Origin of the sequence: Labrenzia sp. THAF187b, from assembly GCF_009363375.1 — a bacterium.
Classification (GTDB): domain Bacteria; phylum Pseudomonadota; class Alphaproteobacteria; order Rhizobiales; family Stappiaceae; genus Roseibium; species Roseibium algicola.
In genome coordinates, this window is record NZ_CP045344.1 from 4741992 (window position 1) to 4765925 (window position 23934).

22 protein-coding genes are annotated in these 23934 nt (G+C 57.7%); 6 read left to right on the forward strand and 16 right to left on the reverse strand.

What is annotated here, in order from left to right:
- Window positions 1–32: 32 nt before the first annotated feature.
- The 9 genes from FIV03_RS21840 to FIV03_RS21880 form a co-directional block, all read right to left on the reverse strand.
- Window positions 33–518, reverse strand: a complete 486-nt coding sequence (locus FIV03_RS21840; RefSeq protein ID WP_022999405.1) for an NUDIX hydrolase — start codon at window positions 516–518, stop codon at window positions 33–35.
- Window positions 519–631: 113 nt separating this feature from the next.
- Window positions 632–1522 carry a nitrilase-related carbon-nitrogen hydrolase gene (locus tag FIV03_RS21845; protein ID WP_152510957.1) on the reverse strand — a complete coding sequence of 297 codons (891 nt, stop codon included), beginning with the start codon at window positions 1520–1522 and terminating at the stop codon, window positions 632–634.
- Window positions 1523–1640: 118 nt separating this feature from the next.
- Entirely contained in the window at window positions 1641–1832 is a 192-nt protein-coding gene (locus FIV03_RS21850; protein WP_022999407.1) for a hypothetical protein, read from the reverse strand.
- A gap of 85 nt (window positions 1833–1917) precedes the next feature.
- Window positions 1918–3735, reverse strand: coding sequence for a single-stranded-DNA-specific exonuclease RecJ (gene recJ / locus FIV03_RS21855; protein WP_152510958.1), 1818 nt, complete (start codon window positions 3733–3735; stop codon window positions 1918–1920).
- Window positions 3736–3745: 10 nt separating this feature from the next.
- The gene (glpX, locus tag FIV03_RS21860) at window positions 3746–4741 is read right to left on the reverse strand and encodes a class II fructose-bisphosphatase (protein ID WP_022999409.1); all 996 of its coding nucleotides are present in this window, start codon (window positions 4739–4741) and stop codon (window positions 3746–3748) included.
- A 51-nt stretch (window positions 4742–4792) separates the two neighbouring features.
- Entirely contained in the window at window positions 4793–6115 is a 1323-nt protein-coding gene (locus FIV03_RS21865; protein ID WP_022999410.1) for a homoserine dehydrogenase, read from the reverse strand.
- A 22-nt stretch (window positions 6116–6137) separates the two neighbouring features.
- Entirely contained in the window at window positions 6138–7355 is a 1218-nt protein-coding gene (locus FIV03_RS21870) for an LL-diaminopimelate aminotransferase (protein ID WP_022999411.1), read from the reverse strand.
- A 342-nt stretch (window positions 7356–7697) separates the two neighbouring features.
- The gene (locus FIV03_RS21875; RefSeq protein ID WP_062488910.1) at window positions 7698–8933 is read right to left on the reverse strand and encodes a GGDEF domain-containing protein; all 1236 of its coding nucleotides are present in this window, start codon (window positions 8931–8933) and stop codon (window positions 7698–7700) included.
- 141 nt (window positions 8934–9074) lie between these two features.
- Window positions 9075–9326 carry a hypothetical protein gene (locus FIV03_RS21880; RefSeq protein ID WP_152506738.1) on the reverse strand — a complete coding sequence of 84 codons (252 nt, stop codon included), beginning with the start codon at window positions 9324–9326 and terminating at the stop codon, window positions 9075–9077.
- Between the two features lie 233 nt (window positions 9327–9559).
- Between FIV03_RS21880 and phaC the strand changes: the two genes are divergently transcribed.
- On the forward strand, window positions 9560–11365 hold the full coding sequence (phaC, locus tag FIV03_RS21885) for a class I poly(R)-hydroxyalkanoic acid synthase (protein WP_055653945.1): 1806 nt from the start codon (window positions 9560–9562) through the stop codon (window positions 11363–11365).
- Window positions 11366–11440: 75 nt separating this feature from the next.
- Here phaC and FIV03_RS21890 read toward each other — a convergent pair whose 3' ends face one another.
- Window positions 11441–13762 (reverse strand): EAL domain-containing protein, encoded by a 2322-nt coding sequence (locus FIV03_RS21890; RefSeq protein WP_152510959.1) that lies wholly within the window; start codon window positions 13760–13762, stop codon window positions 11441–11443.
- Between the two features lie 327 nt (window positions 13763–14089).
- On the opposite strand from FIV03_RS21890, the gene FIV03_RS21895 reads away from it, so the two are divergent.
- Window positions 14090–14695 (forward strand): DUF6653 family protein, encoded by a 606-nt coding sequence (locus tag FIV03_RS21895; protein ID WP_152510960.1) that lies wholly within the window; start codon window positions 14090–14092, stop codon window positions 14693–14695.
- A gap of 35 nt (window positions 14696–14730) precedes the next feature.
- On the opposite strand, the gene FIV03_RS21900 is transcribed toward FIV03_RS21895, so the two are convergent.
- Both FIV03_RS21900 and speB read right to left on the reverse strand, forming a co-directional pair.
- A complete protein-coding gene (locus tag FIV03_RS21900; protein ID WP_152510961.1) occupies window positions 14731–15375 on the reverse strand; it encodes a hypothetical protein in 645 nt (214 codons plus the stop codon).
- A gap of 19 nt (window positions 15376–15394) precedes the next feature.
- Complete coding sequence (gene speB / locus FIV03_RS21905; protein WP_152510962.1) at window positions 15395–16357, reverse strand: agmatinase; 963 nt, start codon at window positions 16355–16357, stop codon at window positions 15395–15397.
- 286 nt (window positions 16358–16643) lie between these two features.
- On the opposite strand from speB, the gene FIV03_RS21910 reads away from it, so the two are divergent.
- From FIV03_RS21910 to guaD, 3 genes are all read left to right on the forward strand, one after another.
- Entirely contained in the window at window positions 16644–17591 is a 948-nt protein-coding gene (locus FIV03_RS21910) for a cation diffusion facilitator family transporter (protein WP_152510963.1), read from the forward strand.
- A 93-nt stretch (window positions 17592–17684) separates the two neighbouring features.
- The gene (locus FIV03_RS21915; protein WP_152510964.1) at window positions 17685–17870 is read left to right on the forward strand and encodes a hypothetical protein; all 186 of its coding nucleotides are present in this window, start codon (window positions 17685–17687) and stop codon (window positions 17868–17870) included.
- Between the two features lie 182 nt (window positions 17871–18052).
- The gene (guaD, locus tag FIV03_RS21920) at window positions 18053–19348 is read left to right on the forward strand and encodes a guanine deaminase (protein ID WP_152512028.1); all 1296 of its coding nucleotides are present in this window, start codon (window positions 18053–18055) and stop codon (window positions 19346–19348) included.
- A gap of 43 nt (window positions 19349–19391) precedes the next feature.
- Here the strand turns inward: guaD and FIV03_RS21925 are convergent, their stop codons facing one another.
- Complete coding sequence (locus tag FIV03_RS21925; RefSeq protein WP_152510965.1) at window positions 19392–20615, reverse strand: MFS transporter; 1224 nt, start codon at window positions 20613–20615, stop codon at window positions 19392–19394.
- A 70-nt stretch (window positions 20616–20685) separates the two neighbouring features.
- Here FIV03_RS21925 and FIV03_RS21930 point away from each other — a divergent pair, with 70 nt between their 5' ends.
- Window positions 20686–21132, forward strand: a complete 447-nt coding sequence (locus tag FIV03_RS21930) for a helix-turn-helix domain-containing protein (RefSeq protein ID WP_051990147.1) — start codon at window positions 20686–20688, stop codon at window positions 21130–21132.
- An 8-nt stretch (window positions 21133–21140) separates the two neighbouring features.
- Here the strand turns inward: FIV03_RS21930 and FIV03_RS21935 are convergent, their stop codons facing one another.
- The 3 genes from FIV03_RS21935 to rplM form a co-directional block, all read right to left on the reverse strand.
- Window positions 21141–22556 carry an MATE family efflux transporter gene (locus tag FIV03_RS21935; protein ID WP_209009740.1) on the reverse strand — a complete coding sequence of 472 codons (1416 nt, stop codon included), beginning with the start codon at window positions 22554–22556 and terminating at the stop codon, window positions 21141–21143.
- A gap of 135 nt (window positions 22557–22691) precedes the next feature.
- Window positions 22692–23168 (reverse strand): 30S ribosomal protein S9, encoded by a 477-nt coding sequence (rpsI, locus tag FIV03_RS21940; RefSeq protein ID WP_022999426.1) that lies wholly within the window; start codon window positions 23166–23168, stop codon window positions 22692–22694.
- A gap of 2 nt (window positions 23169–23170) precedes the next feature.
- Window positions 23171–23638, reverse strand: a complete 468-nt coding sequence (gene rplM, locus FIV03_RS21945; RefSeq protein ID WP_006935155.1) for a 50S ribosomal protein L13 — start codon at window positions 23636–23638, stop codon at window positions 23171–23173.
- Window positions 23639–23934: the final 296 nt, after the last annotated feature.

The following is a 23934-nucleotide window of genomic DNA, read 5'->3' on the forward strand; positions in this document are numbered from 1 at the left end:
CCGAACACGCCTCGCTATCCCTCAGGAAATGTCTAGCAAATTTGCGATTTGTGCTGCCGCAAAAACCGTCTCAACGCCGGCTCTTCGGCGGCCTCGATTGCCTTCGAGAAGGGCAGCCAGACCCTTTTGCGTTGCCCGAGTTCAGGAAAGTCTTTCAACTGTTTTTCAAAACGGATCTTGAAGACAATCACCTTGGTGCGGATCTTCAATCCGTCCGCAAGGCCCTTGTAGGACCGGAAGCTGCCAATGGCCCGCGGGTCGGCCGTGCCGACAATTCCCGCTTCCTCATAGGCTTCGATCAACGCCGTTTCAAATGCGGGCTTGTCCTTTTCAGGCCAGCCTTTCGGCAAGATCAAGCGGCCGGTCTCGCGGGTCGAGACCAGGAGAATTTCAGGCTCCGCCTCGCCCGGACGCACGCAAAGAGCCGCGATCTGCAGACGGAGCGGTTTGACAAACAAACCTGCAATTCCGTGCAGCCACGATGCATCCCGCGCTGTCAGTGCCTTAGCGAATCCCATCTCCACACCTGTTGTTCTGGAACAGCAGGTGTATAGGGAGTTCCCTTAGGGACGTCTAGAGAAAAGTGCACTCGGTGCGCGCACATTTTTATTACAAATATTACAAGTCCGCTTCAGGCCGCCGAAACGGAAACGTGATCGGCTGTCCAGGCTCCCGGCCAAACTTCCGCCTTGCCGGACTTCAGGTCGCGAAGTTCGTTGAGGGGGACCGAAACGACAAGGAACGGTTCTTCCCCGTTGCTTCCGGAGGTCGCGGCTACCTCTGCGGCAACACCTGTAAAACCGAATTCCTCTTCACACGGCAGATACAGCGCTGCCCCGGAAACGTTGGTGTCGTTCTGCGTCGTGCCCTTTGATGTGCCGACAAGACCGCAAACGGCGACCGCGCACATGAGCTCAACCGCACGTGCCTTGGCACAGCCGAAGACACGGTGATAGCCGGAGAGTTTTTCCGTCATTGAAGGCACTAGCAGAAGATCGAGATCCAGCTTCGCCAGCAGGCTGCTGAGCGCCGGCATTTCGACATCCAGACAGATCAGGATCGCCATCTTCAATCCGTCGAGCTCGAACGTCTTCAGATCAGCTCCAGGCACCAGATGCCAGATTTCCGGATCCTGCTCGAACGGTGTGAGGCACAATTTGTCCTGACGGATCTCGCGCCCGTCGGCTGTCAGTAGAACGGCTGTGTTGGTGAAACCCGCAGGCGCTTGAACAGGCATCGATCCAGCCAACAGCGACACGCCATACCTGGCAGGTAGCGGAGCAAGTATCGCGAGCAAGTCGGTGCCCACGTCCGCCAGGAACGCCATTTCCTGTTCAGGCGGCAGGCCTTCGGGTTTGAACGCCAGGCAGCATTCCACAAGGTATTCAGGAAGCATCAGGAGCTTTGCGCCCTCTCCCGCGGCGCGCTGCATTCCTTCTTCGATCTGTGCAGCAAAAGCTGCCACCGAAGCTGGAGCGCGGCTCAGGTTAAAGGACCAAAGTGCAATGGGATAATCTGTCATGGTGCCCGACGTCTCGATAAACTAAGACGCAAGACTTAAAGGTAGCACGCAGAGCGTTTCAAGCCCTTGTCTGCCTTTCGTTCACCGGAACGTGGCTCGTCCGGTATTTCCAGAAGGTTCAGTCGATGAACAGTCCGAGAAATGCTACCAGGACCATCAGAAATCCTGTTCCGACAAGGGCTGCTTTCGGCTCTTGCGGCAGGGCGGTGAGTTTTGCTGAACGTCTGACTTCCCGAATCCCTTTCAGGGCCCGGTCTGTACGCCTGTCTATTTCTTCGAAATAGGGCGACAGCTCATTCTGAGCACGCATGCCTGATCCTCACGATTCCTTCGTGGGTTCAAACCTTATGCCCGGAGACTTAGCGTTTGGTTAATTCACGTTTACCTGCGCCGCATCAAAGGCGGGTTTTCTGCGGATCCGCGACATCGAGGATGCGCAGTTGCACCTTGGGTGTCCCCTGCCAGGTGTCGATTGACAGCGTACCTGCCACATGCAGCGACTGTCCCCGGCCCTGCAAAAGCATCTGACCGTGCGGTTTGTCGTCCGCCTTGAAGCAGATTGCCTTTAACGCAGTGCCGTCACCAGAAGTAATCGAGGCCCGGACATGTCCCTTACCGACCACATCGGCGAAGGAAATCCGGTGGGCGGGAAAGGCAAACACCGGTTCAGCATGACCTGCACCATAGGGCCCCGCCTTTTCCAGCAACTCCAGAAGATCGAGATTTGCGCCCGTTGCCGTCAGCGCGGCATCAATCTTCAGTTCCCGGTTCGCACTTGCCGCCTCGACGTCGTCCTTCAGCACATCGTTGAAAAACGCCTCCAGGTCGGCGGTCTTCTCCCGCAGAACCGTAAGCCCTGCCGCCATGGCGTGCCCACCACCCTTTTCGAGCAAACCTTCGTCAACCGCTCTGCGAACGGCCTTGCCAAGGTCAACACCGGGTATGGAGCGCCCTGAACCAGTCCCCTTGCCGGTTTCATCAAAGGCGACCGCAAAGGAAGGCCTGCGGTGAGCTTCCTTGAGCCGAGAGGCAATCAGTCCAACAATCCCGGGGTGCCAATCATCGGAACCGGTCAGGAGAACCGCCGGATCACGTGCCTGGATCGCCATTGCGGCTTCTGCGCCGGCCTGTTCCAGCATCACTGCTTCCATGGCCTGACGTTCGGTATTGAGCTGGTCCAGCCGTTCGGCGATCGCCCGCGCTTCGTGCGGGTCTTCCGTCGTCAGAAGGCGCGCGCCCAATGCAGCGTCGCCAATCCGGCCGCCCGCGTTGATCCGCGGGCCTATCAAGAAACCAAGATGATAAGGCGCCGGCTTTCCGCTCACGCGCGCTGTGTCCGCAAGCGCAGTCAGCCCGTAATTGCGGCGTTGGTGCATCACCGCAAGGCCACGTGTCACATAGGCCCTGTTCAGGCCCTGCAAGGGCACAACGTCACACACCGTACCGAGCGCCACCAGATCGAGCAGCGCCATGAGATCCGGCTCCTGCCTGCCCTGGAAAACCCCGCGGCGTCGCAACTCGCGGTTCAGGCCGACAAGAAACAGGAACGTGACGCCGACAGCCGCCAGATGCCCCTGCCCCGACAGATCATCCTGCCGGTTCGGGTTGACGAGCGCCTCAACCGCCGGAAGCGTTTCGCCAACCTGGTGGTGATCGATGACCACGACGTCGAGATCGAGTTGCCGGGCAGTTTCAAAAGCTTCAAACGACGTGCTGCCGCAGTCGAGCGTCACCAGCAGATCAGCCCCGCCATGGCGAAGATGTTCGATGGCTGGACCGTTCGGCCCGTATCCTTCGATGATCCGATCCGGAATATGGATCACAGGGTCAAGGCCGAGCCACTGCAGGTATTTGGCGAAAATCGCCGAGGATGTCGCCCCGTCGACATCATAGTCGCCGAAGATCGCAATCTTTCGACCGGCCTGGACCGCATCCGCGACCCTTGCCACGGCGGCGTCCATATCGACCAGACCGGAAGGATCGGGCATCAGCAGCTTGAGTGACGGTTCCAGGAAGCCGGTTGCCTCGTCTGCCTGAACACCGCGCGCAGCCATGACACGCGCCAGCACGTCCGGCAGACCGTGAACCTGCGAAATCGCCATCGCGGTTCGCAGGTCAGCGCCACTCAGGCGCTCGCGCCAGGCGTTGTCGTTTGCGGAACGGGCGACCCCAAGTACGAGCCGCCTGTCGTTTTCCCCGGATTGTCCCAGCATTCAGCCGCGCTTAGTCCAGATGAAACTTCTCAAGATCCGTGTGCTGGGCCTTGATGTAGCGCACCGTCCCAGTGGAGGACCGCATGACAACGGTATGCGTGGTGATGTGATGACGGCCGAAGCGGACGCCCTGCAGGAAGTTGCCGTCGGTTACGCCCGTTGCGGCAAAAAGCACGTCCGGCCCGGCCATTTCTTCAAGCGTGTACTTCTTCTTGATGTCCTCGATGCCCATGCGATGCGCACGCTCGACCTGCTCGTCGCGCGTGATCACGAGACGAGACTGCATCTGGCCACCGATACAACGAAGAGCGGCAGCTGCAAGCACACCTTCCGGGGCACCGCCAATACCTGCGTAGATATCGATACCGGTTTCGTCCGGATCGGTCGTGTGAATGACGCCGGCGACGTCACCATCTCCGATCAGGCGGATTGCAGCACCGGTCGCCCGGATTTCTTCAATCAGGCGGGCGTGGCGCGGACGGTCGAGCACGCAGGCCGTGACTTCACTGACCTTGACGCCTTTTTCCTTGGCAACTGCAGCAATATTTTCGGCAATCGGCGCGTCCAGATCGATCAATCCGGCCTTGTAACCCGGCCCGATGGCAATCTTGTCCATATAGCTGTCCGGAGCGTTCAGAAGGTCGCCCGCCGGCGCCAGTGCGATAACCGCCAGGGAGTTCGGCAGGTTCTTGGCGCAGATAGTCGTGCCTTCCAGCGGGTCGAGAGCGATGTCGACTTTCGGCCCCTGCTTCGTGCCGACGTTTTCACCGATGTAGAGCATCGGAGCTTCGTCGCGCTCGCCCTCACCGATAACCACGGTACCGTCGATAGGCAGGCGGTTCAGTTCGCGCCGCATTGCGTCCACTGCCGCCTGGTCTGCGGCCATTTCGTCGCCGTGACCGCGCAACCGCGCTGCCGACACAGCCGCTCTTTCACTGACGCGGGCCAGCTCGAGCGTCAGAATACGGTCCAGGCCGCTCGACGGTTGTTTATCAGTATTGGACATCAACATCTCCAGTCTCTCCCTCCGCAGGACGCCTCGGCGGGCACTCACTCGTCAGTTCAGTTTTTCAATGCGGATCATCTGAGGCTGCTCGGAAACTACCCCCTTGGACATGATCACGTCCAACGCCTCTTTGATTGCCACTTCAGTCGTTTCATACGTGATGAGGATGACAGGTTGAGGCAGGTCCGCATCAAATTTCACAGGAACGTCCTTATTTGCATGACGTTTCTGGACAATCGATTCCAGTGAAATGCCGGCATCGCCCATGCATCTGGCGATTTCGGCGAAAGCACCCGGCCGATCGAATACGGACAGGCGGATGTAATATCCGCCTTCATGAAGCCGCATGCGGGCACGTTGATAGCTGTTAAGCTCTGCAGCGGGCATGCCAAGAACAGGCGTTTCGTCGCCCCTGGCAATATCAGCGAGATCGGCCACGACGGAAGACGCGGTAGCATTGCCGCCGGCACCCGGGCCTACGAGCACGATTTCACCAACGAAGTCACCGTCGACAGCCACAGCATTCAGCACGCCGTCGATCCGCGCGATCGCCGACGACTTCGGCACCATGGTCGGATGAACACGTTGCTCGATGCCCGTATCAGTGCGTTGGGCGACGCCCAGCAGCTTGATGCGGAAACCGAGTTCGTCCGCAGCCTGAATATCGGCGGTCGTGATCGAAGTGATGCCCTCGACGTAGATGTCGTCGCTCGAGATTTCCGTGCCGAAGGCAAGACTGGTGAGAATGGCAAGCTTGTGGGCGGTGTCATTGCCTTCGATGTCGAAGGTCGGATCCGCCTCCGCATAGCCGAGGCGCTGTGCATCAGACAGACAATCCTGAAAGCTTATGCCTTCTGCCTCCATCCGGGTCAGGATGTAATTGCAGGTGCCGTTCAGGATACCGTAGATGCGGCTGATGTCGTTGCTGGCCATGGATTCGCGCAGCGTCTTGACGATCGGAATACCTCCGGCAACGGCTGCCTCGTAGTTGAGGCAGGCGTCATTGGCCTCCGCCAGCACTGCCAGCTCAACACCATGGCGCGCAAGCAGCGCCTTGTTTGCTGTCACGACGTGAATGCCACGCGCCAGAGCAGCACGCACGCTTTCCTCAGCGGGACCGTTGTCGCCGCCGATCAGTTCGACAAAAATATCGACATCTGCCGTCCGGGCCATTTCCACCGGATCGGTGAACCATTCGAATGCCGAGACATCGATGCCCCGATCACGGGTCCGGTCACGTGCACTGACCGCTGTCACGGTCACTGCTCGCCCGGTTTTCGTTGCAATCTGTCCGCCGTGTTTTGAAAGGAGCTGCACCACGGCCGCCCCCACGGTGCCAAGGCCAGCGATGCCTACCTTCAATGCGTCTGCCATACGGAAATGAGTCCAGTTCTTATCAACCTTTGGTCCCGAGCGGGATGACGTTGTGCAGCTTTTGATCCGCAGTTTCAAGGAAGCGGCGGATATTTCTGGCTGCCTGACGCAGTCTTTGTTCGTTTTCCACCAGTCCGATGCGGACGTACTCGTCTCCGTGTTCACCGAAACCGATACCTGGTGCGACGGCCACTTCCGCCTTTTCCAGTAGCAGCTTGGAGTATTCCAGACTGCCGAGCGCCCGGAACTTCTCGGGGATCGGTGCCCAGCAGAACATGCTGGCTTCCGGTGCCGGAATATCCCAGCCGGCCCTGCCGAAACTGTCGACCACCACATCGCGGCGCTTCTTGTAGATTTCGCGGGTTTCACGGATGCAGTCATCAGATCCGTTCAGGGCCGCGGTTGCTGCAACCTGAATCGGTGTGAAGGCCCCGTAATCGAGATAGGATTTCACTCGCGACAACGCGGCAATCAGCCGTTCGTTGCCGACAGCAAAGCCCATGCGCCAACCCGGCATGGAGAAGGTCTTCGAAAGTGACGTGAATTCGACGGTGACATCCATGGCACCCGGCACCTGCAGGACCGACGGCGGCGGTGTCGCGCCGAAATAGATTTCGGAGTAAGCCAGGTCAGACAGGATGAAGATGTTGTGCTTGCGAGCGAATGCGACCACGTCCTTGTAGAAGTCGAGATCCGCGCAATAGGACGTAGGGTTCGCCGGGTAGCAAAGAATGATTGCAATCGGCTTCGGCACGGAATGGATCACCGCGCGCTCAAGCGCATCGAAGAACGCCGGACCCGGTTCCGCCGGAATATTGCGGATTGAGGCACCGGCCATCAAGAAGCCGAAGGTGTGGATCGGATAGCTGGGATTGGGGCTCAGAATCACGTCCCCGGGTGCGGAGATGGCCTGCGCCATGTTGGCGAAGCCTTCCTTGGAGCCAAGTGTCGCGATCACCTGGGTGTCGGGATCCAGTTTGACGCCAAACCGGCGACCGTAATAAGCCGCTTGTGCCTTGCGCAGGCCTCCGATGCCCTTGGATGCGGAATAGCGGTGCGTGCGTGGGTCCTGCACGACTTCGGTCAGCTTGTCGACAATGTGCTTCGGTGTCGGCAGGTCAGGGTTGCCCATGCCAAGATCGATAATGTCCGCCCCCGCCGCGCGCGCCTTCGCCTTCAAACGGTTCACCTGTTCGAACACATACGGCGGCAGCCGCTTGATCTTATGGAATTCCTCCATGACGCGAATCCTTGCGAGTTGACAGTATCAGCTGCGCTCCCTTGCCGGGCGCGGCGACGGCGCAGCGGGGCTCTTTTAGCAGTCCGGATAAAAATACGCACCCGTCTTTGCGTCGCTAGCCGACTAAATTTGTAGCGTTTTTTAGAACATGATTGCTTTGGCAGTAGTCCTCGGCTGCCCGAGCTCCACTAACGGCTTAAATGTCCTACAAATCGTGGTGTGCAGGAGCAAAAATCTGGCGAGGAGTGAATTGCAAGGGAGCAGTAAGCGGACCGCCTTCCGGAGCCAGATCCCTCACTCCACTGTGCCGGGCGTGTCGCGACAATCAAAGAGAGTAGGAGATCAGGCCGCCTTTTTCCGAAGCACGGAAAAACCGGTTCTTTTTGCGTCCTTGATAAGCCGGCCATTGGGCGCAAGATCCATCGTGACGATTTGTGCGCGGCCCTGTTTCTTTGCCCTGTGCAGGCCACCTTCGGCAGCTTCCATCGCACGCTCGAGCGGTGTCGAAACGCTGGCACTGACCAGACCGACGCTCGCGGTCACCATCAGCCGGCCGCCAGACGCTTCCTGACATTCCAGCCCGAAACGCCTGCAGATTCTCTGGGCAGTCAAATGGGCGAGTTCCTTGTTGCCCTCCGGCAGGAACACCGCGAATCCCGCACCGCCCACACGCCCTGAAATGGCGTTTTCGACCAGTGTATCCTTCAAGATGCGCGCGAAAAGCTGCAGGAGCGCATCTCCCATCGCCTGACCGAAACGCTCGTTCACCGATTTGAACTGGTCCATGTCAAACAGGATGAGGCTGTAAATTCCCTTTGGGGAGGAGTTCGAAGCGATCCAGTCCTCGGCATCATTGAGAAACGCCCTTCGGTTCGGCAGAGCTGTCAGGTCGTCCTGAAGAGCCTGCTCCCTGAAACCGTGCAAGGATCGCTCGATGACCATGGAAGCCGGCAGGACAATCGTCATGATGATCGAAAACAGGACGGTGATCAGGTAGGTGCTCATAAACCCTTCAGTGAACGTCGACTGGAAGGACGGGAACAGCAGTATGTTCTGGTGAAAGGTAAACCACATGAACCCCGCGGTTTCGACCAGCGTTGTCATGCCAAGCATACGTGCTGAATAGAGTTTCTCCCGATTTTCGAAGAACGCCATCCACACGACCCAGAGACCACTCAGGATCAGCACCGACTGAACATAATTCACCCGGGTGAGGAAGTTGTCCTGAAATTCGGGAAACTGGCATAGAACGAGCCAGGCGAATGCTATCGTTGCGAACACCCAGACATGACCGCTGCGGCCCAGGAACACGGCGAAACCGCTTCGCCTCAGACCGGTCCCGAGAATGACCAGGAAATTAGCGGCAACGATACTGAAAAGGTCCGGAATTGTTCCGCGAAATGCAAGCAGAACCGTCCCGCAAGCCGCCAGAAACATTCCTGCAGACCACAGGGCCAGGCTCCTCGAACAGGCAACGCTCCGCCCGGGCCAGAACATGTAAAAAAGGAACAGAATGACGCTACCGGCAAACTCGGCAATCATAATGCAGGTAAACAGTGTCGGTGTATCGAGCGTCATGAAAACAAAGGCCTTGCGATCAAGGCTTGCAGACTAGACCGCCAGTCGTAAAGGAAAGATTTAATCCGTATATTTATCAATATTTTATCTTCTTTAGCCACCTCACATCATCCGCATATGTATTGGGCATCGTCCCCTGCGTCACTCAGACGCAAGTGTTTCCAGATAGGCCTGCGTCTCTTGCCTCTCCTTCGGATTGATGAGGCCGGAAGACTCGCCGGGATTGACGATGGCACCATAGCCTTTCGGTGCCGGGACGTTGCCTCTCCCCTGCCCGGGTTCGGTTTTCAGCGCATCAAGCAAGGGTGTCCCTGGCCCGACGGCGCATGCCGACAACCCAAAGGCGAGAAGCAGGCACCCACCCAGTGCCAGCACGTTCCGCATGCAGCTCAACCGATCCTCCACCACTTTGTTTCCTCATCCATCCGATCGTCACAAATTTCCACTAGCCAGAGGGCTTGAACGTGGATTGAAATCCAATCGACGGAGACGTTACCTTGTGTCATAAATAGCCGATAGTTCAAAATATCGGCGAAAAAATAACAAGATAACGCGATTGAACAACAAGGGCTCACAGGCCTTTCGTGGGCTGAATGGGGCAAGACAACCGGAGGAAATCCCTGCCTATGGCTGATGACCGCGACCATCCCATGTTGCAGTATATCATCAACAACCCGGAAGCCTTTGCACAGAATCTTGCAAAGACGCTCGAGCAGGCAGGCAAGGCACTGGCGGCCTATATCGAGCCCCGGGAACAGGGCAAGATCACCCACGATTCGACCGACGAGCTGACTGGTGTCGTAAAGACCCTCGCTCAGGTTGGCGAATACTGGGCGTCCGATCCGCAGCGCGCCGTCGAGGCGCAGTCACGCTTGTGGAGCGGCTATATCGATCTCTGGAATTCCTCGCTGAAACGGATGATGGGCGAACCGTCTACACCGGCGATCGAAACTCCGGCACGTGACAAGCGCTTTGCCGATCCTGACTGGGAAAAAAACCAGTTCTTCGATTTCATCAAGCAGCTCTACCTGATCACCAGCAAATGGGCGGAGGACATGGTCCACGACGCCCAGGGGCTGGATGAGCACACACGCCACAAGGCCGAATTCTACGTTACCCAGATCGCCAACGCCGTCTCTCCGTCCAATTTCGTGCTTACAAACCCCGAACTGTTACGTCTGACACTGGAAAGCAACGGCGAAAACCTGGTCAAGGGCATGCGGCACCTCGTCGAGGATCTGAAAACCGGCAAGGGCGAGCTGAAGATCCGTCAGACCGATCCGACAAAATTCAAGCTCGGAGAGAACCTCGGCACCACCCCAGGCAAGGTGATCTCGCAGAACGACGTCTGCCAGGTAATCCAGTATTCGCCATCTACCGACGAGGTCCTGAAGCGTCCGCTCCTGATCGTTCCGCCGTGGATCAACAAGTTCTACATTCTCGACCTCAATCCGGAAAAATCCTTCATCAAGTGGGCGGTCGACCAGGGCCACACGGTGTTTGTCATTTCCTGGGTCAATCCGGACGAACGCCAGGCTCAAAAGAGCTTCGAGCATTATATGAAGGAAGGCATCCTCAATACGCTCGACGTCATCAAGCGGGCAACGCGCCAGGAAGAGGTCAACTCCATCGGCTACTGCGTCGGCGGCACATTGCTGGCGGTCACACTTGCCTATATGGCAAAGATCGGCGACGACCGCATCAAGACCGCGACCTTCTTCACCACACAGGTCGACTTCACTTTCGCAGGTGACCTGAAGGTGTTCGTCGATGAAGAACAGATCTCGGTCCTCGAAAAGAGGATGGCCGAGCACGGCTATCTGGACGGCTCCAAGATGTCGTCCGCCTTCAACATGCTGCGCTCCAACGATCTGATCTGGTCCTATGTGGTCAACAACTACCTGAAGGGCCAGGACCCCTTCCCGTTTGACCTGCTCTACTGGAACTCGGATTCCACACGCATGCCCGCCGCGAACCATTCGTTCTATCTGCGCAACTGTTATCTGGACAACAAGCTGTCCAAGGGCGAAATGGAAATCGCGGGCGAGCATCTGGATCTCTCCAAGGTAACCATTCCGATCTTCAACCTGGCAACGCGTGAAGACCACATCGCACCGCCGAAATCGGTCTTTCTGGGGTCAGGCTGTTTTGGTGGCCCGGTAGATTATGTGCTGGCCGGTTCCGGGCATATTGCGGGTGTGGTCAACCCGCCTGCGAAGAAGAAATACCAGTTCTGGACAGGCGCGGAAGCCAAGGGAACCCTGGAAAACTGGCTCAAGAATGCCGAGGAACACCCTGGTTCCTGGTGGCCGTACTGGGATCAGTGGATCCGCTCGCATGACGACGCCAAGGTCAAGGCCCGCAAGCCGGGTGCAAACCGGGTCAAGATCCTTGAGGATGCACCCGGCTCTTATGTGATGACCAAGGTGTAACGTGCTGCGCCAGGACACATCCCCGCGAGCTCCATTCTCCCGGCGCTGACTACGGCTGTTTCCGAAGCGTATATCTCAACCGAAATGTGCGTCCAGAGGCGTCAATGTCATGGCCAACAGCTTGCCGAACTTGCGGGCGGCCATCGGTCGACCGAAATGATAGCCCTGGACGACTTCACAACGGCAGCTGGCAAGAAATGCTTGCTGCTTCGCGGTTTCCACGCCCTCAGCCACGACACAAAGCCCAAGTTCCCGCCCGAGGGAAATGATGGCCTTTGCGATACACCGGTCGCTTTCGTCGAAATCCAGATCACTGATGAAGCTGCGGTCGATCTTGAGCCTTGTCAGCGGAAAGCTTTTCAGCGCGGCAAGACTTGAATATCCGGTGCCGAAATCATCTATGGCGAGCTTCACGCCCAGCCGGCGGAAATCGTCCATCAGTCCAACGGCCTGATCCGCATTCTTGATCAACAGGCTTTCGGTCAGCTCCAGCTCAAGGTAGGTCGCGGCAAGTCCGGTTTCCTCGAGTGCATCGCGAACATCCGAAATCAAACCGTCGTCCCGGAACTGGCGGGCGGAAACATTGACGCCAACCGTAATCGGCATCAGTCCGCTTTCCTGCCATTCCTTGTTCTGCCGGCAGGCTTCGCGTGTCACCCATCTGCCCAGAGGCACGATAAGGCCGCTTTCTTCCGCCAGCGTGATGAACTCGCCCGGCATCATGCGACCAAGTGCCGGATGTTGCCAGCGCACCAGCGCTTCCGCACCTACGATACGGCCGCTGACCAGATTGTATTGCGGCTGGTATTCCAGGAAAAACTCGCCGTTCTCGATGCCGGTTCGCATTTCCTCCAGAAGTGTCAGCTTGTTGACCGAACGTTCCGGACGGGTCTGTTCATAGATCTTGAAACTGTCACGACCTGCGGACTTTGCTTCGAACATCGCCTTGTCGGCATTCCGTAAAAGCTGTGCCGCACTGTCGGCATCCTGCGGGTAACAGGCAGCACCAATGCTGCAGGTAACATGGAACGACAGGTCATCGATCTGGATCGTTTTGGTGATCTCGTCCCGGAGCCTTGCCATGAATTCGTTGAGGGCGGCTTTCTCTGCCGTGTCTCGGTCGACAATCAGGACAAATTCGTCCCCCCCGAAGCGGATGGCCTGATGTGCACCGTCGTGGACGGACATGATCCGTTCCGCGACGATCATCAGCACCTGGTCGCCAATCGCATGTCCGAAGCTGTCGTTGACGAACTTGAAATTGTCGAGATCGACAAAAACGACGGCAACAGGCACGCCGGTCCTGTCACTTTCGGACACCTTTTCTTCCAGCTTGGTCTTGAACTCCTGCCGGTTGGGCAGGCCTGTCAGGACGTCATGATTGGCCAGATAGCGGATCTTGCGTTCGGCACGGTCACGCTCGACCGCTACGGACGCAAGCCGGGCAGCTTCCAGTGCAAGCTTCAGCTCGTGATCCGTCGGGCTGCGCGTTGATTTTGTGTAGAGCCCAAACGTGCCCAGAACCTTGCTGTCCTTGCCGAAAAACGGCACCGACCAGCATGACCGCAATTCGAAAGGAGCAACAAGGTCGCGTACATCCTCCCACAGTCGGTCCTTCTGGATATCTTCGACGATGACACTCTCGCGGCGGAACACAGCGGTTCCGCATGAACCCATTTTCGGGCTCACAGGTATACCGTCGGTGATGTCCAGGTATTCTTGCGGCAGGTTGGGACCGACAGTCGCCAGAAGATGCTCGCCTGTGTCATCCACAAGCATGATCGACCCCATAACTCCATCGAGCTGGTCCTCAATGGTCAACACGAGTGTCGTCAACACCTCGTTCACGGGTCTGCCCGCGGCAATTTCCTGAAGGACCTTGTTCTGCCCCTGCTGCAGCAGTAACGCCCGTTTGCGCTCGGTGATGTCCCGCGAGAGGCCAACAATGCCGACGACTTCACCCTTGCTGTTTGTGACCGGGTACTTGGACGAAGAGAACCATTTCCGCTTGCCGTTCGCCAGAATTGACGGCTCCTCGAAATCGATACGCGGAATATTCGAGGCCATTATCTCCTGTTCGATGGCATGGAACTTGGACCCGGTCTCCTCCGGATGCAGCTCCAGATCGGTCTTGCCGATCAATTGCGAAGCGTCATCGAGACCGACATCAAGCGCGACCTGCAAGTTCGCCATGACAAAGCGCGAGCTGCGGTCCTTCACATAGAGATAATCGGAAACCTCGTTAAGCAGTGTATGAAGCCAGTCGCCGCTGAGGCGAAGTTCGTCACTTCTTGACAGCTTCGTGATGTGGTTAAGCCGATCCAGCTCGGAGGCCAGGGACGAGACTATTTCGCTATTCTCCGCGTCCCCTTCATCCTGGCTTGTTTGTAAGACCATGCTCCAGTCCAATTGATTGGATTTATCACTCTCAAGTATTTGGCCATCTTTGCCGATTTCAAACTAAAAAACAATGAACTGAACAGAATGTAGGCCTTTTTACTCATTAGCGATTTGTTATTCATCAAACGAACTAGCCCATCCGGGCAAGCGCATTGAAACTACACCAAAATCTCTAGGAGAGATCGATTCAAATACTTAGTGATACCTGGCCTTGGCCTAGGTATTTTTCACGATCTTTACTGTTGCTTGCGACAGAATGTTGTTTGCCAAGTCCCCATTTCGCCGGGTAAGATTGCCGGATATCCGAAAGGCCGGCTTCAGCATATGCAAACCACGCAACGTCACCCGAGCCCCCTTGCCCGTCCGGCATTGAAAGATGCAAACGGCCTGAGAGCTCCCGTTCTTCTGCCCAAAGCAGCGACCGGCAAGCCAGCGCCTGCCCTGGCAACTTTCATGAAGATACTCGCACCTGGCATGTTGACCGGTGCCTTGTGGACGCAAGCCTGGCTTGGTGTCTGGGGCGCACTTCTGCTCGCTTTTGCGGTTCTGGCAGGCGTGATCGCTGTACCCAGGCTTGTCGGTGAGACCGGCAAGGCCACCAGTTGGGCCAAACGCGTGAGCTTTGGAGAAAAGATCTGGCTCAACAGATTGTTCCTCCCCGTTCCCGCCACCGACAGTGCCCGGATAACAACGCTTTATCTCGTATTCTGGATGGGTGGGCTGATTGCGTTGCTCGGCGGCTTCCTGTCGTCGCCAATCCTGTCACTGACAGGTCTGGCCGTTGCGTATGCGGCCCAATTCGTCAGCTTCGGCAAGTTGATCCAGCTTTACCAGACCATGAAGGACAAAACCCCGCTCTACCGGTTCTGGACTGCTGTTCCGCACAACGACAACCTTCCCGGGAAGGCAGCGCGCAGCAAACACGGCTGATTTCCTTTGAGTGTCGTCCTGAAGCGGGTCGCTGTTCAGTCAGCTGTGCTCAACTCCAGACTCACGATGGCGACCAGACCAAGTGCGGCAAGCGCAACTTGCTGCTCCTGAACCGCGATCTTGCTGCGCAAATCCGGCTCGTGAATGTCGAGCACCCAATCCCTGCCTGTCACGAATCTCTTCAAACCTGACAGCAAACCGGCTTTCTTGCCCTCTGCCTGATCCCGATGTTTGCGGACCAGCGTCCCCGCTGGATTACCGTCTGCCAACAGCAACAGAGCTTCCGTGTCGCCACCAAGCATCGTGCGGACGGCTTGTTTGGCGACACTGTCAGGATTGGTAAGGCTGAACTGAACATTGCCTCCTGGGACTTCCAGTTGCCAGCCCTGCTTCAAAGATCCCAGTCCCCCGATTTGTCCGATGCTGACGTCGGCACCGGTCCTCAGTTCCCAGCTGCCAGTACCGGACCTGGATCTGCACTCGAGTGCCCAGGCAGTCTGTGAGCCGATGCGGATGCTTGTGACGCCTCTCATGTGTGGCTTGTCCAGTTCGAACACCATGGCAGGTGCTTCCTCCAGACTTTGCCCGGCGCCAAACACCCTGAACTGCCTGGCGACACCGGGCGGCAGCGGCATGCTGCCCGGCGTTTTGACAAATCGGAAGCTGAGGATCGTTTCCATGTTGCCCCCTATTCTGGCCTCAGCCTTCCTGTTTGCGCTTTTCAGCAAGCAGGCCAATGTAGGTCAGCGCGACGCTAGCGCCGGCAATCGAGGTGATATCGGCATGGTCATAAGCCGGTGCGACTTCGACAACATCACCACCGACGAAGTTCAATGACCCCAGCCCACGCAGGATCGACAATGCCTCGCGAGAGGACAGGCCGCCGGAAACAGGCGTACCGGTACCGGGAGCAAACGCCGGATCAAGGCAATCGATGTCGAATGTCATATAGGCCGGGCCGTTGCCCACCCGGGCCTTGATCCTGTCGATCACACCGCCGATACCCAATTCGTCCATCTCATAGCCATGAATGATTTCCAGCCCGCAAGTTTCTGGGGCATGGGTACGGATGCCGATCTGGATCGAACGGTCCGGGTCGACAAGGCCTTCTCGCACGGCGCGTCCGGTGAAAGTGCCGTGGTCGATCCGGTCGCCTTCATCGTTCCAGGTGTCCTGATGGGCATCGAATTGCACCAGAGCGAGCGGACCATGTTTGGCCACATGCGCCTTGAGAAGCGGATAGGTGACGAAATGATCGCCACCGATGGAAAACAGATGCGCTCCGGAAGCCAGAATATCCGAAGCCTGAGACTGGATGTGTCCGGGAATATCGGCGTTGCGGCCATAGTCGAAAACACAGTCGCCGTAGTCCACGCAGGCAAGAACCTCGAAAGGGTCCATTTCGAACGGATATTGCGGGTCGCCGTCGAAAATGGCGGATGCGCGGCGCACCCCCTGAGGACCGAACCGAGCCCCCGGACGATTGGAAACAGACGCATCAAACGGGATGCCCCAAACCGCCAGGTCAATCCCGGTCAGATCGCGACTATAGCGGCGACGCATGAAGGACAGCGCGCCTGCATAGGTCGGTTCATGCGAACCGCCCTTGACCGATTTACCCAGAAATGCGTTGTCGGTTTCCCGCGGCAATTCTGCTGACATGACAATTTCCTTGAAGTCTGGTGTGGCAGGATTTTTGCGCCGCTCCGGATCAAGCGGCACGGACTGCCGGGTGTGTCATTTACCGGACACCCGAGGACGGTAATTCAGGTTTTACCAGTGATGGATCGTCCCGCCAATCCCGAGCCCCAAGGTCTGCTACGGAGTGTTGAGCCAGCACTTGTCCCCCGTGTCTTTGGTGCTGTTCCGGTTCCGCTTCTTGTCAACCGTCGGGATATGTCGAAAGATCGGGTCGCCCACCTCTCCGTGCAAAGGAAGGATCACAGCCATGAGCGACAGCGGCCATCACGACCATGCCGACGGCAGTGCGCACGGCCATTCTCACGACCATGATCATGGTCAAGGGCATGACCATGATCACACCCCTGAAGTGACGGACAAGAACGCGCGCGCTGTTGCATGGGCAGGTCTTTTGATCGCTGCCTTCATGTTTGCGGAGCTGATCGGTGGCTGGCTTTCAGGTTCTCTGGCTCTGATGGCGGACGCCGTCCACATGGTTACGGATGCCGCATCACTTGGGTTGGCCTGGTGGGCCTTTCAGCAATCCAAGAAACCTGCAGATGCCCGGCTGACATATGGCCGCGACCGGTTGCCGGTGCTGATTGCCTTCGCCAATTCCATATTCCTGCTGGTCGTGACAGGCTGGATCTGCGTGGAAGCTGCCGGGCGCTTCATGGAGCCGGAGACCGTGCTTGCAGGCCCGATGTTCATCATTGCCGTTATCGGCCTTCTGGTGAATATCGGCGCCTTTTTCATTCTGCAGCGTGGCGGAGACGGATCGCTCAACATGCGCTCTGCGATCCTGCACGTGCTTGGCGATCTTCTCGGCTCCGTTGCGGCCATCGCGGCCGCTATCGTGATCTATTTCACGGGTTGGTATCCGATTGACCCGATCCTGTCGGTTTTCGTCGCTGTGCTGATTGTTCGTTCTGCGGTCGCCGTGATGCGCCAGTCCGCGCATATCCTGCTGGAAGGTGCACCGGCAGACATCGACAGGGACACCCTGAAAACCGATCTGCTGAATGAAGTCCCTGGCCTCGCCGACGTTTATCACATCCATCTCTGGTCGCTGGCCGAAGGCAAGGTGAATGCCACCATGCATGCCATCTTGAAACCGGAAGACAGTCCGGATGCCGTTTTGCAGCAGATCCGCGAGCGGTTGAAGACAAGGCATGGCATCGGCCACGTGACGATCGAGGTAACTGAAGGCTCCTGAGTTTCTGAGCCCCCCGACCCGATCATTGCCGCTCATTTGAAGTCCCCGATTGTTTACGCGAGATTATCTCTTGCCGGTTAGCCTGAAGTCAGGATGGCTGGCTATGACAGAAATTCGGCGCAGGATCCGGCACCAACGGCCTGGAACGCCAGAAACGAAAACACCGCACCTCCGGAAGGTGTGGCCACCATTTTCACGTTTTATGCCTGCCTTGCCATTCTCGCCACACTGGCAGCCCTGGGTGGAGCGCTATTTTCCCTGACAGGATCCGGGCAATAAGGTCGGCTTGCCTCACACTCATATTTTGTCCTCAGGATTGTTTCCCGTCTTTCTCAGGATTTCGCGGCGATCCACGGGATACCAACACGGGACCGTTGTCGCCTTGCGCCCCCAGGACTAAAACGAGGAACAAACTGGCAATTGCCGGTCCATCTCCATGAGGAATTCCTGCCGTGGCAGACATGACCCCGAAGATCCTGCGCGGCAGGCTGCTTTCTTTCTCCGCCGCCCCCAATGGGCCGGATGACACGGACGCCTACAGCTATATCGAGGACGGTGCCCTTCTGCTTCGTGGCGGCAAGATTGCTGCTTGCGGCGAGTTTGCGGACGTTGCGGCCTCCGCCGATGAAGGAACGGCCATCATCGATCATCGGCCACATCTGATCCTGCCCGGCTTCATCGACACCCATATACATTTCCCCCAAGCACAGGTGATTGCGTCCTGGGCGGACCAATTGCTGGACTGGCTGAACGACTACACGTTCCCGACAGAAATGAAGTTTGCGGACAAGGCTCATGGGGAACGGATCGCCAAGGCCTTTTATGACGCGCTTGTTGCCCATGGCACCACCACGGCCTCCGCCTATTGTTCCAGCCATCCCGCCTCGGTCGACGCCTATTTCGAGGAGGCGGAACGGCGCGGCATGTTGATGCTGGGTGGCAAGACGATGATGGACCGGAACGCGCCTGCCGACCTTTGCGACACTGCTCAAAGCGCCTATGACGACAGCAAGGCTTTGCTGAAAAAATGGAATGGACGCGGACGGGCGCATTATGTCGTCACCCCGCGCTTTGCAATCACGTCGACACCCGGGCAGCTTGAAGCTGCCGGAACTTTGTTGGGGGAATATCCGGACTGCCATTTGCAGACCCACATCAACGAAAACCGCAACGAAATCGCCTACACGCTGGAGCTCTACCCGGAAGCGGCGGACTATCTTGGCGTTTACGAAGGGTTTGGCCTGCTCGGCCGAAAGACCTTGCTCGGTCACTGCATACATATGAACGACCGGGAACTTGGCGTCATGCGGGAAACCGGCTCCGTTGCCGTTTTCTGCCCGACGTCAAACCTGTTCCTTGGCAGCGGTCTCTTCAACAAGGCCGGGTTGGAGCAGGCTGGCGTCCGCACGGCCATCGCCACCGACGTTGGCGGCGGCACAAACTATTCCATGCTGCGCACGCTCGATGAAGGCTACAAGGTTCTGCAGCTCCAGCGTCAGCGGCTGCATCCGCTTGCCTGTTTCCACTGGATAACGCTTGGCAATGCCGAAGCGCTTTCACTGCAAGACAGGATCGGCACCCTGGAGCCGGGCACGGATGCAGATCTGGTCGTGCTCGATGCACGCGCGACCCAACCGATGGCCTTGCGGATGGAGACTGCCGAAAGTCTCTCGGAAGAACTTTTCGTGCTGCAAACCCTTGGCGACGATCGTGCAGTCGTTGAAACCTACGCTGCAGGACAGGCCTTGAAGTCCTGACACTTTGCCGGGGCAAGCCTACATGCCCCGGCTTATGGCCGCCTCAGCCTGCGTGCCTTGCCCGGAACGGGCGAAACAGCAACAAGCTGAATCCGGCAGCGGAAAACAGGAACAGCGCCAGCGCCGTTCCACGGTAGACGGCGGCAAAACCGAAGTCCTGAATGGGCATGGTCAGGAGTAGCGGCGAGACGACCTGGCCCAGAAACATCGCCGTTGTCACGATGCCCGAAACACTACCACGGCGTTCTTCCGGAGCCACTTGCAAGGCGAGCAGCAAGAACGACGGTTGAACCAGCGAATAGCCCGCTCCGACCAGAGCGGCACCGCCGAGGATGAGCGGCCAGAGGGCGTCTATCGAAAGAATGGCGAACCCCAGCCCCATCAACACAAAGCCGATGCCAAAAGACGCAGACAGGCCGACAAGGGAGCTGATCCTCTTGTAGGCAATCGCAACCAGGCCTCCGGTCAGTGTCAATGCACCTAGCCCCATTGCCGTTCCAGAAGCGCTATCGATGCCGTTTTCATCCAGATAATACGGCAACTGGCTGGGCATAAGGAAAAAGAACATGACGGTGACCATGGTCAACAGGCCAACAGCCAGTGCGGGAACAAGCCATCCTTTTTGCGGGGCAAGGTCTGCATTTGCGGCTTTGTTGGCCGCACTCTCGCGACGAGTGGTTCTTTCCTGTTGCAGGATCGGCAGCAACAGCGGCACCAGCAGAACAGGCAACAAATAGACCAGGAACGGCAAACGTGGAGACAGACCTGCAAGCCAGCCGGCAAAGCCGATGAACAGGAAACCACTGAAGTTGATCGCCGCCGTCTGCCATCCCATAAAGGCACTTCGGCGCTGACCGGAAAACAGGTCCCCAACCAGCGCAACCTGCGCAGTCATCGTCATGGCGACCGCAACACCCAGCAAAAGACGACTCACCAGGATCGACTGCAGGTCTGGCAGGTAGGCTCCAGCGCTACCGGCAAAGGCAAACAGAAGAACACCAGCCAGCAGTAGCGGACCTCTTCCGAACCTGTCTGCCGCCAGCCCGGCGAACGGTGCGATCAGAACAACGGACAGCGACGGCGCTGCGACCAGGAAGCGGGTCAGATAGGCCGCCGCGGGTTCATCCGGAAAGCTTGCCTCGAGCGCGGGAAGCGCCGGGCTGATGGTCGCATTCGCCATGATTTTCAAGGTTGCCGTCATCAGCAGCGCGATTGCTGCCGTTTCCAGCCAGAGCGGTCGACCTGTTGATCGAGGTTGAGAAGACATAATGGATTTTCCTTGCCTTTTGAAAGCCAGGAGCACAGTCTACAAATTCAAGTCGACTTGAGGTCAATAGATGAAATTAATGGATATTTCCGAAGTATCGAAGCAAACAGGCATCGCTGCATCGGCCATTCGCCACTACGAGGAAAAGGGTTTGATCACGTCCGTCGGTCGCCGGGGGCTGAAGCGCCTGTTCGGACCGGAGGTGCTGGACCAGCTTGCCCTGATCACGCTTGGCAAGACGGGCGGCTTTTCGCTGGAAGAGATCAAGTCAATGTTCGGCTCCGACGGCCGCCCCGCCCTCTCACGGCCAGGCCTTCACATGAGAGCAGATGAACTCGACAGGCAAATCCACACGCTGGAAGCACTTCGCGACATGATCCGTCACGTCGCCGACTGTCCTGCACCGTCACACATGGAATGCCCGAAGTTCCAGCAGCTGATCCGTATCAGTGGCCGGAGAAGCCGAAGTGAGCGCGTCACACACAAGTTGCCTCCGGTCAAACCGGGTCGAATGTGATTGTCCTGCTACCTTCTTGAAAAGAACAGGATGACCTGACGCGCCTGACGCTGAAAGAGCCCCGGTTCTCTCGGTTTCTCATGATGCTGTTCGACGGAGCGAATGACACCACGCACGATGAGGATGGCAGCGACACCGAACAAGACGCCTCCGGCTGCCTGACCGATCAGGACACCAGGCGCTCCGTAAAGTGCTCCGCCGATCCAGACGAAGGGAATCGTACCAACCGTGTGCCGTCCCCAGTTGAGCATGGTTGAATAGAACGGCCGACCCAGATTGTTGAAGCAGGCGTTCGCGACAAAGATGGCACCGTTGAAAAAGAAGGCCAGCGCCAAGGGACCGCAGAAAAGGAAAATCAGGGCCAGGGCAACGCCTTCGGCTTCGAACAGATGCGCGATCGGTTCACGGAGCATGAATAGAACCAGCGCGGCCAGGCCGACCACAAGTGCCGTAAACAGAAGCGCTTCGCGCAACGTGTCACGCACCCGGTCGAACCGTCCCGCCCCATAGTTCTGCCCCACGATGGGTCCCACGGCTCCAGACAACGCAAAGATGGTTGCAAAGGCGAGAGGCGACATTCTCGCGACAACCGCCATGCCGGCCACGGCCTCTTCACCAAATTCGGCCATTGACCGGGTTACCCAGGCCTGCCCCACCGGTGTTGCGAGTTGGGTGAGAATTGCTGGACAAGCAATCGCGGCAATTGGCGACATGTCCCTAAAAAGGGCCTTCGGGCGCGGCAATGTCAGGCCGCCGTGGTAGCGGAAGATCGGTAACAGCGCGAATACGGCAATAGCGACGCGGGACGCTGCGCTGGCTATTGCTGCCCCTGTCAGTTCCAGGTCGAAGCCGAAGATCAAAATCGGATCCAGCACTGCATTCACCAGCCCGCCGACAATGGTCGACATCATCGCCCACCGGGCATCGCCATGCGCTCTCAGAACGGCTCCGCCTGCCATGCCGAGCAACAGGAGAGGCAACGTCGGAACGATGATTGCCAGGTAATGAATCGCGAGATCATGGGTTCGACCGGTTGCGCCGATCAACGTGACAAGCGGCCCCAGCGAAACCCAGACGGCCAGTGCAAAGACCGCGCTGAAAAGGAAACCCGCTGTAAGAGCATTTGAAGCCTGTTGCCGTGCCTCCTCTTTGTCCCCTGCCCCCAGCGCCCTGGCCACCAGCGCACCGGCGGCAATGGCAACACCAATGTTGAACGAGGTGGTGAAGAAAAGGATCGCACCGGCATATCCGACTGCCGCGGCCAGTTCCGCCTTGCCCAGCATGGAAATGAAGATCATGTCGACAAAATCGACAGCAAAGATCGCCATCAGACCGATAGACGCGGTCAGGGACATCACGGTCACATGGCGAAACAGACTTCCAGACAGAAATTTTGCCTGGGTTGCAGATGCCTGATCTTTCACATTCGAACTCAGCGGATTGTCCTCGTCATGCGTGGCTGCAAACGTGCCAAAGCCCTAGCAGGCATTGATGCCAACAAAAAACCCGCCGGATCGCTCCGGCGGGTTTTTCGAACTGGTAACTTCCAGATCCAGCGATTAACGCTTGGAGAACTGGAACGACCGGCGTGCCTTGCGCTTACCGAACTTCTTACGTTCAACAACGCGGCTGTCGCGGGTCAGGAAGCCGTTCTTCTTCAGAACCGCACGCAGTTCCGGCTCATAGTGGGTCAGAGCCTTGGACAGGCCGTGACGCACAGCGCCAGCCTGACCGGAAAGACCACCACCGGTAACCGTTGCGATAACGTCGTACTGGCCTGCACGGTCGGTCAGCATGATCGGCTGCTGAAGGATCATCTGAAGAACCGGGCGAGCGAAATACTCGGTGTAGTCCTTCTTGTTGATCACGATCTTGCCGGTGCCCGGCTTGATCCAGACGCGGGCAATAGCATCTTTACGCTTGCCGGTTGCATATGCACGGCCATTGGCGTCCAGCTTCTGGACATGGACCGGAGCTTCGGGGGCAGCGGTTTCGACCGCACCGCCCAGTTCTTCCAGGGATTGCAGCTCAGCCATCGTTAAGCCCTCTTGCCATCATTCTTTGCGTTGAGGCCCTTGACGTCGACGAGTTCCGGCGACTGAGCTTCATGCGGGTGGGTCGGACCAGCGTAGACCTTGAGGTTCTTCAGCTGCTTGTTGGACAGAGGACCGCCCGGCATCATGCGCTGAACGGCTTTTTCCAGGACGCGCTCCGGGAAACGACCTTCGAGGATTGCACGTGCTGTGCGCTCCTTGATGCCGCCCGGGTGGCCGGTGTGCCAGTAGTACTTCTTGTTGTCGTACTTGCGGCCGGTGAACACAACCTTGTCGGCATTGATGACGATGACGTTGTCACCGGTGTCAATGTGAGGCGTGAAGGTCGGCAGATGCTTGCCACGCAGGTGATTGGCGATGAATGCGGCGAGACGGCCGACAACCATTCCTTCTGCGTCGATCAAGATCCACTTTTTCTCGACCTCAGCCGGCTTGGCAGAGAAGGTCTTCATGAGATTGATCCGTACTGGTCGGTTAAAGAAAAGGCCCGCGCGGCCTGTATCAAGCCAGCGAACGGACCGAAATTTCGTTCGGAGGCGCTTATACGCTCACCCAGAATAAGCGTCAAGCACGATATTTTCGACAGCTCTCTTATTTCTTTATATTTTTCAATGACTTAAAAAAACGGTATTATAATACCGCAAATTAGAACCCATAAATCGGTGCCAAACCTGGTCAGATGCTGATCATCCGGACAACGGTGATGCTTGCATTCCCCGTATCGGCCAATGTCTATCGCCCCAACCAG